The following is a 16,623-nucleotide window of genomic DNA, read 5'->3' as shown; positions in this document are numbered from 1 at the left end:
GCGCTGAACGCCGCGTCGCCGAGCAGCCCCACCCGTCCGTTCGACCAGCGGTCCATCACCACCTGGGCGACCTGGTCGAGGTAGAAGTCCGGAGTGTCGTCCAGGTGCGCGAGGATGCGCGGGGTCAGCCAGCCCAGGCCGGCCGTCTGCTCGCGCAGCAGGCGCTTCTGGGCCTCGACATCGCGGTAGTCGACGTCGAATTCGGCCGCGGGGAAGGCGAACATGGCCATCGCCTGCGTGGCGTCCTGGATGGGCCGCAGGCCGGCGGAACGCGCGGACTCCTGGTCCTGGTACTCGATGAACCAGCGGTCCAGCCCGAACTCGTTGGGCACGCTGTAGAAGGCCAGCACGAGCCCGAGGTGGCGGATGAACCGCTCGCGCGGCCCGAAGACCATCGCGCGCAACGCCGAGTGCAGCCCGTCCGCCCCGACCACCAGGTCGAAGCGCCGCCGGTCGCCGCTCGCGAAGGTCACGTCGACCGCGTCCGCGTCCTGGGTGAGTTCGGCGATCCGGTCGCCGAAGATGTACTCGACACTGTCGCGGGTGTCGTCGTAGAGCACCTGGGACAGGTCTCCGCGCAGGATCTCGATTTCCGCGATGTACCCGTCGCCGCCGTCGTCCTCGGCGCGGTAGGTCTCCAGCACGTTCCCGTCGACGTCCACGGTGTGCGCGCCGGCGGTGTCCGTGCAGGCCGCGCGCACCGCCGCGGCCAGCCCCATCCGCCGGATGACCTCTTTGGCCACCCCGCGCGCGTCCACCGCCTGACCGCCGGGGCGCAACCCGGGAGCCCGCTCCACCACGGTCACCTCGGCTCCCCGCCGGCGCAACCAATGGGCCAGCGCGGGCCCCGCGATGCTCGCCCCCGCCACCAACACCCTGATACCGCTCACCGTGCTCCCCCAGTTCGTCCGTCCGGAACCCGGCTGGATTGTACGGTGGTTTCGCGGCCCCGTCCGCCGGCAATGGTTGCCGGCAGTTCAGCAGCCGCTCGAAGTTGCCGCACCAGCCCGGAAAGGTGTTGCGGCTAGCCTGGCGTCGTGGGTCGGCTGGTGCTTGGCGCGGTGATCGTGGGTGCCGCCGTATTCGCGGTGTGGCGCCCGAGGAGGCTGTCCGGCACGCCGTTGCGGGGGCGGGGAAACCCGGTCCGCTGGTTGCTCGCCGTCATCGCGCTGCTCTACCTCAACCAGGTGTTGTTCACCGTCTACGTGGACCGCGTGCACCACGGGGACGCCACCTTCATCAGCCGCTACGTCCCACCGGGTTGGTTCGATCTGGCCGGCCTCGGTCCGATACCCGGCTGGTTCCCCGAGCCCGGCCTGCTGTCGGTCAGCCTGTTCCGGGTCTCGTCATTTCTGGAGTTGCCGTTCGTCGTCTTCGCCTACCTGACGGTGTGCCGCTGGCTTGACGCCGGGGCGTATCGGCGCGCGGTGCGGCTGGTCTGGCCCGCGTCGGTTGCCTACACGATCACGTTCTGCCTCATCGAGTGGGAACTGCGCAATCCATGGACCACCCAGCAGGATCTGCTGATCCGCGCGGCGTCGGGAATCGCGGTCCCGCTGTGGGTGTCCCGGTTCGCCGGCGACACCGGCAGGCGGGTCCGGTCGCTGCCGGATCTGCTGCTGTTCCTCGTCTCGGCCGGCGCACTGGGCTGGCTCGTGCTGGCCGTCTACGACAGCGCCCTGTTGTACAACCTCGGCCACGTACCCGCGGTGTTACCGGGTGCCGTGATCGCCACGGCGGTACTCGTGCCGGCGCGCGTGCTCGCCCGACGGGTCCCGGACCGCCGCGCCGGTCCGGGACTGACCGTGCTGATCCGCTCGGCGAAGTGGCTGGCCGTGGTGTTCTTCGTACCAGCGCTGGCCATTCGGTACGGACTGAACTTCGGCCTTCCGGCACTGGCCACCGTTGCCGGCGTAACGGTCGTCGTGGCCGCGCTCGTCCTCGGCACCGGCCGCGCGCCAGGGCGTGCGCTGCTCGGCGAACTGGCCGCCGCGCTGCTCGGCGGCGCCGTGCTCGCCGGTCCGGCGTATCTCCTGGCCGGCGGCTACCCGGAGGCACGGCTGCTCGCCGCGGCCACAGCCTTCCTGGCCGGGGTGATCACCGTGTGCGCCTTCGTGGACCGGCGGGCCGCTCCGGTTGCCGACCAGCTCGAGGGCGCCACGTCGAGTCCGCCGAACCGTGAGCCGGCCTGATCCGTGGTAACCACCGGACCAGGCAATCGCGTGTTCCCGCGTGGCTTCACCCGGCCGGCCGGTCGCGTTCGAGCAGCCGGCTCAGCTCGCCGGCGAGGGCGGCCGACGCCTCGATCTCGACCTTGCGGATGGACACGCTCTCGGCGAGGAAGCCGAACGGCATGCCGAGCTTGCGGCAGAAGGCGGCCAGGTCCCGCGCGGTCGCCACGCAGTGCTCGTAGGACTCGGCCAGCGTGTCGTCCGCGTGGCGCAGGGAGTTCTCGAGCCAGCGCGGGACGTCGACGCCGAGCCATTTGAGGAATGCCAGCGTCTTCATCGAGCCGCACACCGAAAGCGTGAACAGGACGGGCTTGGGCGTGAGCCGCCGCTCGCGGCAGGCGTAGAAGTAGTCCGAGACCATGCTCTTCGCCGCGTCGGCGTTGTAGACGACTTGCGAGATGAAGTACGCACATCCCGCCTCCTGCTTGGTGATCAGTCGCAGATGTTCCTCGGGGCGCTCGGTGATGGCGACGCCGCCGAGCAGCAGGTCCGGACGGACTTCCCGGCGCAGGGCCTGTGCCTCGGACAGGCTGGTCAGCACCGGCTTGTCCTTCGACGACGCACCGACGAAGACACCGTGCACCCGGTCCGGATCCGCTGTCCGCAGCCAGGTCCGCAGTTCGGCCTCGGCGTATTTGCCGACGCACCGGTAGATGATCGCGGGGCGGTTCCACCCGTCGAGGTATTCCGCATGGTAGGTGGCGGGATCCATGGTCGGCAGGTAGGGAAACGGGCGCTCCGCCGGATTACGGTCGCTTTCGTCGTCGATGTCGTAGAGCGCCAGACCGTCCACGTCGAGGTCGGCCAGCCGTCCCAGGGTGGCCGCGGTGATCTCCCGGATCCGTTCGGGAGTGGTGCTCAGGCGGGGCGGCGTGATGCCGAACAGGAGAATGCCGCTCGAGGCGTTGGTCACCAGCGTCCGGAAAGCCGTGCTGTCACTGCGGTCCACCATGACGCGGAAGCTAGCAGCCGCCCGCCGGTCGTGCTCCGGAAGATCGGATTCTCTGGTGCGGGGCAACCTGCTCCGGCGATTCAGGGGCCTTCGGCAGGCATCGCACCGACGACGGTCTCGTTGTCGCTCAAGGACCCGGGGAATCCGCTGACGAGGTAGCCGCCGACCCGCGCACTCTGCGGGGGCTGGACGGTGGAACCGGGGAAGGCCTTGGCCTGCTCGGCGTTCAAGGCGCGGATTTTCGCGGGCTGGCCGCCACCGGTCGCGGTGTAGAGCGCGGGCTGGCCACCGCCGTCCGCCACGAAGTCCACACCGGACTCGGTGGCCGCCAGCAGTGTCACGTTGGTCGAGCCCGCCACGGTGCTGGTCCACTGCATCCGGCCGGTGTCCGGGTCGATGGCGGCGACGCCGTTGTTCCGGGCGCTCACCGCGGAGTTCTCACCGTTGAGCAGGTACAGGGTGTCCTTGGTCAGCACCATGTTCTCCGGTGGCCGCGCACCACCGTATTCGAAGCCGACCGCGTTGACGGCGACGCCGGAGACCTCTACCGGCGTCAGCGAGTGCCGCCCGGCCCCCAACGTGAACAGCCTGGTGCCTGCTCCCGCGGTCGACATGTGACAGCCGACCACCAGGTGATGGGTGTCCCCGGTCAGTACCCCGGAGAGCGTCTTGTACGAGATACCGGCACGGCAGCCGTCCAGCGGCGCCACCCGGATCACCGTCGGCGAATCCACACCCCCGAGCATCACCAGTTCGGGCGCTGCCCCGGCGTCGCACTGCGCGAGGGCGTAGACCTGACCACGCAGCACCTGGGCGTGCCCGCTGAGCTGGCAGCCGCCCGGCATCGGGTTCTCGCCGGCATCGGTCTTCCACCGCACCTGCCCAGTCGCCACGTCGGCGGCGAGCAGATCGCTGCCGCCGTGCGCGCGGGTGTTGCCACCGGCGTAGCGCGCGCTCACCACGCCATTGCCGATGGACAGCGCCGTGCCCCCGGTGAGGTCCGGGAAGCCGTCGGCGTTCGTGCCGAGCACCAGGCTGACCGGCTGCGCCCACCTGGTTTTGCCGGTGTCCACTTCGATCGTCTGGAGGTGGTCGCAGTCCTCGATGCCGGGCTGGTCGCGGAAATAGCCGTAGGTGAACGCGCCGACACCGCCGTCGGTGCCCGGACTCATGTTGCACAGGAGCGGAAGCTCGTGCCCGTTCTCGGGAGGCTTCCACGTCCAGCGTTGCGCGCCGGTCGTGACGTCGTAGGCGGCCAGTCCGCTGTTCGAGGTACCGACTACGACGAGCGAGGACGTGCGCCACAAGCTGACGAAGGAGCCGCCTTGGCCGCCGGGTACCGACCAGGCGAAGCCCGCCCTCCCGGCCTGTGCCGGCGACGGCGCCGAGGACGGACCGCCCGGCCACGCCAGCAGAGCGATCACAGCGACCAGCACCACGGCCAGCCCGCCGGCCAGCGCGGTGATCCACGCCCACCGGCCACGCTTCGCGGCCGGCACGCTCGGCGTGTACGACGGTGGCGCGGAAGACGGTGGTGTGAAGGAAGGGGGCGCGTACTGCGGCGGCGGGGCGTACGTCGATGGAACAAGGCCGGTCGGCGGTGGCGCGAACGGCACGGCGAACACGTCCTCGAGCGACGGTGAACTCGACGGGGCGACCGCGCTGCGCTGGACCACCACCGCGGCGCTGGGCCGGGCTGCCGGATCCTTGGCAAGGCAGTCGCCGATCAGCACGCGCAACCCGGCGTCGGGCACGGCCGCCAGATCCGGCTCCTCGTGCACGATTCGCTGGTGGGCCACGGCGCGCTGATAGGCCGTAGTCACCTCGCCGAAATCGAACGGGGCCGAGCCGGTCGCCGCGAAGCAGAGTACCGCGCCCAGCGAATAGACATCCGAAGCGCTGGTCGCCGGCCGGCCGAGGATCAGTTCCGGGCAGAGGAAGCCCGGGTCACCCTCGGCATCGGGCGACGCGGCCGGGTTCGGAGACTCGTCCAGTCGTGGCCCGTCCGGCGTCATGCGTACGGTGCTCGGGTCCAGACCACGATGCGCCGTACCCGCCTCCGCCGCCAACGTCTCGGCCAGCCGCGCCGCCAGTTCCCGCACCGCGCCTGCCGGCAGCGAGCCCTGTTCGGCCACCACCTCGGCCAGCGACGGGTCATCGCCTGGGGCTGGCCCGATATTTTCCCCCGAGGACATCTTCGCCTTTCCGGCCACTGGCCCGCTCGCGCGGTGGACGGCGTCGCCGCACCTGCCGGACAACCTAACGGCCACCGATGACATCTGGATGACAAGGCGGTTCCCGGAAATCCCGGTAGCCACGCCCACCGCGGCAGGCCGTGGCGTGTCATCGGGATTTCATCCACTTTCCCTAGCGTGCCTCGCAGGTACGGCAGTGGTCGCCGAGGTCCGATGTGGACAGTCGGTGCGATCGGGACCTACCCGGCCTGTGGGACGAAAAGGATGTCGACGGTAGGTGGTGGTGCGGGTGGGCGGGTTTCCGGCCGCCGGGTTCTCCGGTCCCGGCGAGGAGAAGGAGCCTCCTGGCTACCAGCGTGCCCCGCATTACCGGGTGCTCGTCGCGTGCGCGATGGCCGCGGCGGCGCTGGCGGTGGTGGCCCTGATCGTGAACTTCGGGCTGGACCGGACCCCGCGGCTGCCGAAGATGCCGGGAATGCCGCCGGGGCTGCCGACAAACATGCCACTCCCGTCCGGTTTCCCGACGGGCGTGCCCCTGCCTTCCGGATTCCCGACGGATATTCCGATGCCCTCGGGATTCCCGACGGATGTCCCCATGCCGACCGATTTCCCGACGGAGTCGCCGTGAACCAGCTCGCCTATCCGGCCACCGGCTACCAGCCGGTCGCCGCGGCCCCCAGGGATACCCGGATGCGAGCGGTCCTGCTCGTCGCGGTGGCGCTGTCGGCCCTGTACACGGCGCAGGTGGTCATCGACATGCTTCGGCCGGCGTCCTTGGGCGAGGAGGCGCACGCGCTGGTCGGGTGGCTGAACCCGCCGCTGTCGGGCTCACCGTATCCGTCGTTCGGCTGGTACAAGGTGTCGTTCTGGTGCTACGTGGTGAGTTTGCCCGTCGCCGCGGTGATCTGCCTCGTCGGCAGGCAGCGCGGGCAGACGCTCCCCGACCCGGCCGTCCGCGCGCGCTGGACGTGGCGATGGCAGGCCTCGGCGGCGATCGTGCTGCTGCTGCCGTACCCGGTCTGGCTGCTGGACATGACCGCCGGGGGCCTCGGGGCGCTGCTGATCTGCTTGCCCAGTACAGGATACGCGCTGTGGGGAGTGCACCGCATGCAGCGCTTCGGCCGGTTGCCGGTGTGGCTGCTGCTGGCCGTGGCCGGTTGGGGCGCGGTGGTGGGCGGGGGTTTCGGCGGTTCGATGAACCAGTGGTGGCTGGACTACGCGAACAGCTTCTTCTCCCCGACCATGGCCGACATCACCGCGAATCCGCTGGGCGCGCTGGCGCAGGCCAAGCATGACGTGGCCACCGGGAACTGGGTATCCGCGGGGGTATTCGAAGAAATCGGCAAAGGCACCGGAGTCGCCATCGTCTATTTCCTGCTGCGCGACCGGATCGACAACGTCGTTTCGGGGATCGTGCTCGGCGCCGCCAGCGGGCTGGGGTTCAACCTGCTGGAGACCGCGCAATACATGAGTTCGCACAATGGCGCGAGCGCCTCGACGCAGTACTTCCTGCGCCAGTCACTGGGCCTGATGGCCGCCCACACGGCGTTCACCGCGGCGATCGGAGCGGGTTTCGGAATCGCGCGCCAGTTGCGCGACCGGCGCGCGCGAGTGCGGGCCATCGGCTGTGGATTCGCTGTGGCCATCTCCGGGCATTTCGCCAACGACGTGTTCATCGCCTACGTCAGCCGGCACAAGGCGGAGTGGTTCGCGCCGAGCAGCACCGTCGACATGCTGGTGCTCACCCCGCTGACCTTCTTGCTGCTGCAAGGGCCGATGGTTGTGCTGTATCTGTTGTTGTTGCGGCGAGGACTCAAAGACCAGGCCGCGGGGCTCGCGGTGGAACTGCGCGCCGAGGCGGCGACCGGGGCAGGCGCGATCACCGCGGGCGAAGTCCCCGTACTGCTCCGGCCACCACGCCGGTTCTACCTGCGGCTGAAAGCATTGCGCACCAACGGATTCACCGGCTATCAGAATCTCGGCCGGTTGTACGCCGCGCAGCTGCGGCTGGGCATGGCCCGCTGGCACCGGGCGCGCGGGGAGACTGATCCGTCGGCCCCGGCTGAGCAGACACTGCGCGATGAGGTGCTGCGGCTGAAGCACCGGCACTATGCGACGGTCCCGTACCGGGTGGCGTCATGAGGTGGCTCGTGGTACTCCGGCGGATCGCGGTGGCCGGTGGCCTGTTGTTCGCGCTGTGGCTGGGTTTCCCCGGCCTGGCTGCCGCCGACGTGCCATGCACCGGCGTCAGCTACGACAACGGCCTCCCCGAGCTGCCCGGAATGTCCAATGTGGACCCGTGCGCGGGACAGGCGCAGACCGGGGCGATCGTCGCCGGTGCCGCCGCGCTCGCGGCGACGCTGGCCGCTGCCGCCGCCAGTGCCCTCCAGGGTGGGATACCCAGCCCGGGGGAGGCCTCTGGCGCGCAGCCGGACGCCTCGGCCGTCCCGGACGCCCAGCAGCCGATGGTCCCCGGTTCCGGCCAGACCGCGGACGGCAACACCAACTGCCGGACCGGTGGCGACCCGGTGGACGTGGTCTCCGGGCAGATGATCACCTCTGGGGTCGATGCCGACCTGCCAGGACTGTTGCCGCTCGTGCTGCGGCGCGCGTATGCCTCCGGGTACCAGGGCGGCCGGTTGCACGGGCCCGGCTGGTCGTCCACTGTGGACCAACGCCTTGAGCTCGGTGCGCAGGGCATTCAGTACTTCGGTGACGACGCGCAGATCCTGCGCTACCCTCTCCCCGCGCAGCCGGGCCAGGTTGTCCTGCCTGTCGAAGGCGCCCGCTGGCCGCTGGTGTGGGAAGCCGATGGCTCCCTCCGCGTCGAAGACCCGCACACCGGGTGGACCCGCCACTTCACTCCCTCGTCCCACCGCGCGATCGCCGTGCTCGGTTCCCTCACCGATCGCAACGGCCACCGCATCACCATCCACCGCAAGGCGGACATCCCGGTCGGGTTCGAGCACTCCGGCGGTTACCGCGTGGCCGTCGACACCGCGGACCATCCGGCAGGGCCGCGCATCACCGGGCTGCGGCTGCTCGACGGCACCCATGACGACCACGGCACGCTGTTGCGACGCTTCGGCTACGACTCGCGAGGACGGCTCACCACTGTCGTCAACGCGTCCGGCGCGCCGTTGCGCTACGACTACGACCAGGCGGACCGGATCACCAGCTGGACCGACCGCCTCGGCTACCGGTACGACTACACCTACGACGAGGCCGGCCGGGTGACCCGTGGCACCGGCCCCGGCGGGACGCTGTCGGCGGCCTTCGAGTACCACCCGCTGCGCCGGGTCACCGTCGTCACCGACTCACTCGGGCAGCGCACCGAGTACCACTACGACCGCCGTCACCACATCACCCGGGTCGTGGACCCGCTGGGCAACAGCACGCTCACCGAGTCCGATCGGAGCGGCCGGCCGCTCGCCCACACCGATGAGCTCGGCAACACCACCCGGTACACCCTCGACGAACACGGCGACCCGGTCCGGATCGACCAGCCGGACGGCACTTCGATCACTACGCGGTACAACGAGTTCCGGCAGCCCGTTCAGGTGACCGACCCCGGCGGGGCGGTGTGGCGGTACAGCTACGACGCGCACGGCAACCTGCTGACCAAGACCGACCCGCTGGGCGCGGTCACCGCGTACTCCTACGACCGGCGTGGCCGGCTGACCGCGGTCGCCGATGCCCTGGGGCACGTCCAGCGCGTCTGGACCGATCCGGCGGGCCTGCCACTGGGGATCACGGACGCGGCGGGCAACGAGACGCGGTTGGTGCGCGATGCCTTCGGGCGGGTCACCGAAAGCCATGACCCGCTTGGCAACCGGACGGTTCTCGCCTGGAGCCCGGAAAGCCTGCTGATCTCCCGCACCCACCCCGACGGCGCTGTCGAGCGGTGGCACTACGACGCCGAGGGAAATCAGACCGGCTACGAGAATCCGGACGGCGCGCTGGCCGAAACCGCCTACGGGCCCTTCTCGCGACCGGTGACCCGAACCGGTCCGGATGGCGCCCGCTACGAGTTCGGCTATGACACCGAACTCCGTCTGGCGTCGGTAACCGGTCCCACCGGACTGATCTGGCGCTACGAGCGGGACGCGGCGGGCAGGCTGATCGGTGAGACCGACTTCAACGGCCGGCGGCTCGGCTACCACTTGGACGCGGCCGGCCGGCTCGTCGAGCGGGTCAACGGCGCGGGGCAGCGAATCAGGTACCGGCGGGACGCACTCGGCAAGACGGTCGAGGCCCAGCATGACTCGGGAGCGGCGTCGGTCTACGCATACGACGCGAACGGTCACCTGATTCGCGCCCGGAATCCCGACGCGACCCTCGAACGCACCCGCGACGCGCTGGGGCGGGTGACGTCCGAGACCGTCAACGGCCTCCGGACGACCTGGGAGTACGACCCGCGCGGTCACTGCGTGCGGCGTACGACACCGACCGGCGCGGCGTCCGTCTGGAGCCATGACGCCACGGGCCGCCCGAGCGAACTGGCCACTCCGGCCGGGCAGCTCCGGTTCGGCTACGACCCGGCGGGCAGGGAAACCACCCGGCGACTGGGAGCGGCGGCGGCCGTCACCCAGACCTTCGACACGTCGGACCGGAGGACCGCGCAGAGCATCTGGGCCCTCGACGCGTCCGGCGGCAGCACCCCCTTGCGGCAGCGCACCTACGCCTACCGGCGGGACGGGAACCTCGCCGCGATCCGCGATGCGCAGTCCGGTGTCCGGCAGTTCGACCTGGACTCGCTCGGCCAGGTCACCGCCGTGGACGGCGACGGCTGGTCCGAACGGTACGCCTACGACGCACTGGGCAATCTCACCCACGGCGAATGGCCGGGACCCGGTGACGAGGCCAAGGGCGGCCGCGAGTACTCCGGAACCCTGATCCGCCACGCGGGCCGGACCCACTACGAACACGACGCGCAGGGCAGGCTCACCAGGAAAGCCCACCAGACCCTGTCCGGGCAGTCCCGGCAATGGCGCTACGAATGGGATGCCGACGATCGGCTCACCCAGGCGATCACCCCGGACGGGGCGGTCTGGCGCTACCGCTACGACCCGCTCGGCAGGCGAATCGCCAAGCAGCGCCTCGGCTCCCGCGGCGAAGTCGCCGAGCAGACCACCTTCGCCTGGGACGGCACCAACCTGGCCGAACAGGTCCGATGGACCTCCGACGCGCCACCGGCCACGACCGTCTGGGACTACCGGCCCGGCACCCCCGCGCCGCTCGCCCAGCGCCAGTACCCGGGCCTCGACGCGGCACAGCAAGGGATCGACCAGCGCTTCCACGCCATCGTCACGGACCTGGTGGGAATGCCCACCGACCTCGTCGACACCGAAGGACGCCTCACTGGACTGCACGCCGCCGGTCTCTGGGGCGCCGGCGAAGCCACCGGCTGTCCGCTGCGTTTCCCCGGCCAATACGCCGATACCGAGACCGGCCTGCACTACAACTACTTCCGCTACTACGACCCGGCGACCGCCCGCTATCTCACCCCCGACCCGCTGGGACTGGAACCGGCTCCGAATCCCTACGCCTACGTGGACAACCCGCACACGTGGGCGGATCCCCTTGGGCTGGCCGCCACGAACGACCCGTCGGAGATCTTCTACCGGGCGATGTCACTGGCGGAACTCGAATCCTTCAAGAAACAGGGAATCTGGCCGAGGAATGGCGAGAGCTTCGTCACGCAGGAACTTGACTACCTCAAAAAAGCGATTCATGAGAGCAACGCGGGAAGTTATGACGTCCTGGTGACGATGTACACGAATCCGGGAACGCAGCAGAAACTTCTGGACAGCGGCGCGCGCGACAGGGGCTTGTCGAGAGAAATGGTCAAGCGAGGCCTCGACGGGCTCCCGGTTTTGCAGAAGGGAAATGTGAACGAGGTCCACGTCAAGGCGGAACGTGGGCATGTCACCTACGGTCTTCGCGGTAAAGGTGAAGGTTCGTCTGCTATGTTCAACAGTCAGCTGATCGACTACGAGGTTGGTGGACTTCCGTGATGGCGCCTGTCGACGACCTGGCCGAGTTCGATCGGGTCGTGCGTGAGCATGACGCCGGCCCGGGGGACGACCTCGGTTTCCTGGCGAAGTTCGAGCCCGTCGACGACCTGATCGCGGCCGGGCTGCGGAAAACCCTCGACGATCACGACTGGTACGCCTTCCAGACCTACCTCTTTCTCGCCGGGTCGCGTCCCTCGGCAAAATATGTCGATACCCTGAATGAAGTCCTTGATCGTCGCCTGGCGGACTACGCCCCGGAAGACGTGGTGTCCTACTTGGGGGATATCCGGGACCCCAAGGCAGTCCCGTCGCTTGAACGTGCATTGAGCTGGCGTCGCGAAGACGATGAATTCCACCAGTTCGCCTTCAAGGTGCTGAGTGCTCTTATGGCTATAGGCGGCGAAGAGTCCTGGCGAGTCATCGAGTCCGCCCGGCACGACGACCGCGACCGGGTCCGTGACATTGCCGATCAGCTCTCAGGCAAGCGGGAAAATGGTTGATCGCGCCTGATGGCGGCGCGGCTCAGCGGATTGTCTGTTCGTCGCCTGGTTCGTTGCCCTCGGCGTCGACCTCGACATGGCTGATCTCGAAGCGGAGCCGACGATCGCCGCACAGCCTCCCCAGTGCCGCGAGGCGATCGGCCGCCTCGGCCCGCGGTAACGCGAGGCCGCCGTCCAGCAGGAAGAACCCATATCCCGTACCGGTCGCGGGCCGGGCCTCGTGACAGTAAAGCTCGACGGTCGCGTCCTCATAGGACACTTCGAACCGGCTGCGTTGCGACTTCATCCGAAGCCCGGGTACCGACAGCCACGCACTGAGGATCTCCTCGATGATTTCGTGGTCCCTGGTGGTGATGTCGCCGCTGAAGTCGGTGTGTGGCATGGGTTTCCTCACGTACGTCCAGAGGAGCCGGGCTCGAGCACGTCGAGGACGTCGAACACGCCCGGCGCGGCACGCAGGTAGTCCAGCACCCGTTCAGCCATCCCCGCCGCCACAACCATGGCCGCCGCATCCGTGACCGCCATGGCCCCCGCCATCCCCGCCGTAGGAACCGCAACCGCCGCCCCAGTGGTCCTGGTGGCGCCTGGTCGCGGTCCGGCGCACGCTGGGCCGGCGGGGTGAGGGGGCCGGGCCGGACCGGCCTGTCGAGGGCAGCGGGGCGCGCGGGATCGCGTATTCGGTGGTCGTGGACTGCAAGTGCGTACGCAGCTCGGGATCGGGATGGGCGCCCAATCCGCCCAGGGCGACCAGGCCCGCCGGCCTGCTCCACAGGCCGGCGGTGGCCACACCGGCACGGACCTGTGTCGCCACCCGACGGCCGAGGCCGGTGAGCATGCCAGGGCCACGGGACTCGCGCGTCCACCACAGCGGTGAGATCACCACTGCGGCGAGGCAGGCAATCAGCCATCCCTCCGGCCGGCGTGGCCCGACCTCGGCGATCAGCCGGACCGCACCGATCGTGAACAACACAAGCACCGCCCCGAACGGTAGCCAGCGACGACGCCGCGTCCGTCCGCCCGCCACCAGCCCCAGACCGGCGAGCCCGCGCTGGACCGCGGCGAACTCGGGTTCGCCGACCGCGTCCCGTGACACAGCGGCGACCGGCGTCGGACGCCATTGGCTGAGCCGGCGCAGCACGGCCGCGTCCACCCGGTTCTGCCTTGCCGTGGTCAGATCCGCGCCGGCGACCCTGGTCAAGCCACTGCTGGACACGCGCAGTGTCCCCTGGTCGACCAGCCGTACGATGGCTGTGTCCGCCAGCCGCGCCGCTCCGCCGAGCAGGTAGGCGACCTCGTCGATGGACAACGGCCGTGACGGCGCCGCGCGGCGCGGCAGGCGCAGCTCCCACCGCACCATCGCCGCCCACACCATGGCCGCCCCCAACGCGACCACGTAGGTGAGCAGGCAAAGCACCCGCCACCACTCGTCCATACCACCACCGCAGGTCGTCCCGGTCCGAACGACCGTACGCACCGTCGATGAAATCCCGATGACACCTTCACCGTGGCACGGGGTCCGGCAACACCGCTCAGCGAAACCCGGGGCATGACTGATGGGCGTGGTCGCCCACCATCAGCTGAACCAGCGGCGCATTCGTGTCCACCAGCCGACTTGGTGCTGGTGGATGTGCACGTCGCCGGTGATGTCCCTGGCTTGGAGAACCGATCCGAGCACAGTGCCGGTCAGCGAGTTGCCGGAACGCCCCTCCGGATTCCCGGGAAACGTGCCGACCGGCCGGATGACCTGGACCGTGTATCCGGCCAGACCGCCGCGGCCGGGAACCACGTCGGCGTCGGCGCGGACCAGCATGTCACGTGCGGCGGTTACGGCTGCGGCGGTCAGCCCCGGCTCGGCGTTCTTCCCGATCTGAAGATCGGCCAGTTCGTCCGCGACCTCGCTCAGTTCGTCGTCGATCCGCCGCAACTCCGCGCGCGCTCGCGGCCGCTATCGGATCGGCCTCGTCGAACTGCCAGAAATGCTCGTCCCGGCCCACGACCGCGCGATCGGTCTTGCCGATCACCTTGCCCACCTTGGCACCCAACCGGCGCCACTTTTGCCGGTCCGAAGGCCCGTTGACAGCGGCACGGATCGCGAAGAGCTGACGGTAGGTCTGCCAGCCAGGTCCGCCAATGTCGCTGACCTGCGGTTTAGAGAATCAGCTGGTTGGCTGGTGCAGTTGCTTGTCGTTCGGTGCGGTTGATGGTGGTTGTGATCGCGGGTGTGCTCCAGATCTGCTCCAGACCCGTGTGCTCAGCGCGTCAGCCGCAGGTCACTCCGGGGTGCCGGGCATCGCCGATGCGTCGAAGGAGAGCAGTTCCCAGCTGTGGCCGTCCGGGTCGTCCACGGCACGGTTGTAGAGCCAGCCCATGTCCTGAGGGGGGCGCGGTTCGGACCCGCCTGCCTTCACGGCGGCGTCGGCCAGCCGGTCGACGTCCTCCTTCGACTCGGCGGGCAACGCGAGGATCGACTCGATCGCACCGGAGGCGACGGGTCGTGAGGTGAACTGGGCGAACTGCTCGTGCGTCATGAGCTGCACGGTCACCACTTCACCGAGGGCGACCTGCGCGGAAGTCTCGTCGGTGAACTGCGGGTTGAGCACACCACCCAGCGCCACGTAGAACGACGTGCTCGCGTCCAGGTCGGTGACCGGCAGGTTGACATAGATCTGTGTGAAAGCCATGCGGGGCTCCTCGGTTCTTGTAGCCGGGCCTTCCGGCTGACTTCGAACCTACGGACGTACCTCGACCTCGGTCTTGTACAGCAGCGACACCATCTCGCCGGCGGCAGGCCGCCACAGCTGTGTCGCCGTCCGCCCGACGAACCGGGTCAGCGACCGCGCCAGATGTGGCTGATCGTGATACCCGACAAGATGCACGACCTCGGTCGCGGCCACGCCCTGCCGCAGCAGCATCGTGGCCTGCCGCGCCCGCTCGATCTGCCGGATCATGCCCTGCGTCAGGCCCGTGGCCGCGGCGACCCGGCGCTGCACCGAGCGCGGTGTGACCAGCACAGGCCGCTCCCCTGCGACGACGTCGGTCACCAACGGATCCCGCACCAGCAACCCCGCCCGGACCAAGCGCTCCACGAACGTCTCCGCGTTCTCGTAGGTGGGGATCTCCCACTCGCTGCCCTGCAGCAGAAAAGAGCGCGGCGTCGTGCACGGGCTCGACACGCTGCCGTCCACAAGCCCGCCCACCGGCAGATTCCGCAGGAAGGCACCGTGCCGGAAGATCACACCGAAGGTGCTGCCCAGCCCGCCACCCAACGGCACCACGGTGGGCCTGGTTTCGGGACCACGGACCGAAACGGTGGTGACACCGTCCGATGCCCACACCAGCAACTCCCAGTTCGAGTTCACCACCGACACCATGCGCTCCGGCGCGAAGCCGCCACGCCCACCATCCGGCGCCACCCGATACACGCCCTCGACATAGGGCGAGTCCGACAATCGGTACTCCAGCCCTGAAATGTCCTCAACCCGGTCGAGCGCCACGTCCGGCATCGTAGCGCCGAGCGACTAGGGCGTGTCCCCGACGAGCTCGTGAATCTCCGGGGCTGTCTGAGCCCGACGTGGACGGGCCTCGGGCTGGTAAGCCTGGTTGTATGGCAGTGCAGATTTCCGCGTCGGCGCGGTTGTGCGGCGAGGCCGCCCGGTTCTTTCAGGCCCCGTACTTCTCGGCCCTCACCACCGTGGGCGGGGACGGGGCCCCGCATTCGAGCATGATCTGGGTTCGCCGTGACGGTGGTGACGTGCTCATGGTGACCGTTCGTGGCAGGCAGAAATGGCGGGACATGACCCATGACCCCCGGGTTACGCTGCTCGCGCATGACCCGGGAAATCCTTACCACTACGTCGAGATCCGGGGCACCGTCACGATGACCGATGAGGGCGGAGCCGAACTCATGAACGAGCTCTGCCTGGCCTACACGGGGAAGCTGTGGGAGCCCGACCCCAGTCAGGAAGCCCGGGTCGTGGTGCGGCTGACACCGTCGAAGGTCATAGAGGCGAACGTGCCTCGATGAGCGGCGGGCGGAAGCCTTCGCGGCGACCAAGGCGGCCTCACCGAACGGGGCGGCGACCGCACAGGGCGACCCTCGACGCGGAGGGACTGGTCAATGCCGGTCCTGACGCACAGCGTTGCACCACCCACGTTGCCAGGCTTATGGCAGCCGGCAGCAGTACTGAAGTGGAACAGGTTATCGCGCTGAAGGTTGGCGGACGCCGCGTTCCCGAATGACCGATAAGCGGCATGACCCGATGCAGTGGACCGGCGACCCGGACGCCGTCGACATGAACCCGACGGCGGCGGTCTTCGCGGCTCAGGTGACGCGGGCCGCGCGGCGGCTGCCCGACCTGGCGGTGCCCAACCGGGCGCGCGGCGTGGTGGGCGTCTATGACGTCGCCGACGATCGGACTCCGATCTACGACCGCACCGAACTCGAGGGCTTCTACCTCGCGATGGGAACGAGCGGCAACCAGTTCAAGAACGCGCCGGTCGTGGGGCAGCTGATGACAGAGCTGATCACCCAGGTGGAGAACGGCGTCGACCACGACGCGTCGCCCGTCCGGTTCCGGGCCCCGCGCACCGGCCTGGAGATCGACCTGGGTGCGTTCTCCCGCAAGCGCAGCCGAAACACCGCGAACTCGGGCGCGGTGATGGGCTGAGCCGGAACCTGGGATCCCCGGTCAGCTCGATCAGGGCCGGAGGCGGCCACCTGGACGCCGA

15 protein-coding genes are annotated in these 16,623 nt (G+C 69.3%); 7 read left to right on the top strand and 8 right to left on the bottom strand.

Features of this window, described 5'->3' with window-relative positions; translation table 11 throughout:
• Positions 1-890, bottom strand: an 890-nt coding sequence (locus tag ACFWY9_RS21715; protein WP_378339780.1) for an FAD-dependent monooxygenase, incomplete at its 3' end; no start/stop codon positions are given.
• A gap of 147 nt (positions 891-1,037) precedes the next feature.
• On the opposite strand from ACFWY9_RS21715, the gene ACFWY9_RS21710 reads away from it, so the two are divergent.
• Positions 1,038-2,192, top strand: a complete 1,155-nt coding sequence (locus ACFWY9_RS21710) for a hypothetical protein (RefSeq protein ID WP_378322853.1) — start codon at positions 1,038-1,040, stop codon at positions 2,190-2,192.
• 46 nt (positions 2,193-2,238) lie between these two features.
• Here ACFWY9_RS21710 and ACFWY9_RS21705 read toward each other — a convergent pair whose 3' ends face one another.
• Positions 2,239-3,183: a methylenetetrahydrofolate reductase gene (locus ACFWY9_RS21705; protein WP_378322852.1), complete on the bottom strand. Its 945-nt coding sequence runs from the start codon at positions 3,181-3,183 to the stop codon at positions 2,239-2,241.
• 80 nt (positions 3,184-3,263) lie between these two features.
• Positions 3,264-5,378: a PQQ-binding-like beta-propeller repeat protein gene (locus tag ACFWY9_RS21700; protein ID WP_378339779.1), complete on the bottom strand. Its 2,115-nt coding sequence runs from the start codon at positions 5,376-5,378 to the stop codon at positions 3,264-3,266.
• 277 nt (positions 5,379-5,655) lie between these two features.
• Here ACFWY9_RS21700 and ACFWY9_RS21695 point away from each other — a divergent pair, with 277 nt between their 5' ends.
• From ACFWY9_RS21695 to ACFWY9_RS21680, 4 genes are read left to right on the top strand one after another with little or no spacing between them, the layout of a single operon-like run.
• Positions 5,656-6,006 carry a hypothetical protein gene (locus ACFWY9_RS21695; protein ID WP_378339778.1) on the top strand — a complete coding sequence of 117 codons (351 nt, stop codon included), beginning with the start codon at positions 5,656-5,658 and terminating at the stop codon, positions 6,004-6,006.
• Positions 6,003-7,520 carry a PrsW family intramembrane metalloprotease gene (locus ACFWY9_RS21690; protein WP_378339777.1) on the top strand — a complete coding sequence of 506 codons (1,518 nt, stop codon included), beginning with the start codon at positions 6,003-6,005 and terminating at the stop codon, positions 7,518-7,520. The genes ACFWY9_RS21695 and ACFWY9_RS21690 overlap by 4 nt, the downstream gene beginning before the upstream one ends.
• Entirely contained in the window at positions 7,517-11,395 is a 3,879-nt protein-coding gene (locus ACFWY9_RS21685) for an RHS repeat-associated core domain-containing protein (RefSeq protein WP_378339776.1), read from the top strand. The genes ACFWY9_RS21690 and ACFWY9_RS21685 overlap by 4 nt, the downstream gene beginning before the upstream one ends.
• Complete coding sequence (locus ACFWY9_RS21680) at positions 11,395-11,895, top strand: hypothetical protein (RefSeq protein ID WP_378339775.1); 501 nt, start codon at positions 11,395-11,397, stop codon at positions 11,893-11,895. Before ACFWY9_RS21685 ends, ACFWY9_RS21680 begins: the two co-directional genes overlap by 1 nt.
• 22 nt (positions 11,896-11,917) lie before the next feature.
• Here ACFWY9_RS21680 and ACFWY9_RS21675 read toward each other — a convergent pair whose 3' ends face one another.
• From ACFWY9_RS21675 to ACFWY9_RS21655, 5 genes are all read right to left on the bottom strand, one after another.
• Positions 11,918-12,277, bottom strand: coding sequence for a hypothetical protein (locus tag ACFWY9_RS21675; protein WP_378339774.1), 360 nt, complete (start codon positions 12,275-12,277; stop codon positions 11,918-11,920).
• Positions 12,278-12,370: 93 nt separating this feature from the next.
• A complete protein-coding gene (locus ACFWY9_RS21670) occupies positions 12,371-13,327 on the bottom strand; it encodes a TIGR04222 domain-containing membrane protein (protein WP_378339773.1) in 957 nt (318 codons plus the stop codon).
• 141 nt (positions 13,328-13,468) lie between these two features.
• A complete protein-coding gene (locus ACFWY9_RS21665; RefSeq protein WP_378339771.1) occupies positions 13,469-13,819 on the bottom strand; it encodes a hypothetical protein in 351 nt (116 codons plus the stop codon).
• A gap of 346 nt (positions 13,820-14,165) precedes the next feature.
• Positions 14,166-14,576, bottom strand: a complete 411-nt coding sequence (locus ACFWY9_RS21660) for a VOC family protein (protein WP_378322843.1) — start codon at positions 14,574-14,576, stop codon at positions 14,166-14,168.
• 48 nt (positions 14,577-14,624) lie between these two features.
• Positions 14,625-15,389 (bottom strand): helix-turn-helix domain-containing protein, encoded by a 765-nt coding sequence (locus ACFWY9_RS21655; RefSeq protein WP_378339769.1) that lies wholly within the window; start codon positions 15,387-15,389, stop codon positions 14,625-14,627.
• 110 nt (positions 15,390-15,499) lie between these two features.
• Between ACFWY9_RS21655 and ACFWY9_RS21650 the strand changes: the two genes are divergently transcribed.
• Both ACFWY9_RS21650 and ACFWY9_RS21645 read left to right on the top strand, forming a co-directional pair.
• Entirely contained in the window at positions 15,500-15,919 is a 420-nt protein-coding gene (locus ACFWY9_RS21650; protein WP_378322841.1) for a PPOX class F420-dependent oxidoreductase, read from the top strand.
• A 211-nt stretch (positions 15,920-16,130) separates the two neighbouring features.
• Entirely contained in the window at positions 16,131-16,562 is a 432-nt protein-coding gene (locus ACFWY9_RS21645; protein WP_378339767.1) for an FAD-dependent oxidoreductase, read from the top strand.
• The last annotated feature ends 61 nt before the right edge of the window (positions 16,563-16,623 follow it).

This window comes from Amycolatopsis sp. NPDC059027 (assembly GCF_042739735.1).
Classification (GTDB): Bacteria; Actinomycetota; Actinomycetes; order Mycobacteriales; family Pseudonocardiaceae; genus Amycolatopsis.
This window is presented reverse-complemented; position numbering and strand designations above follow the sequence as displayed.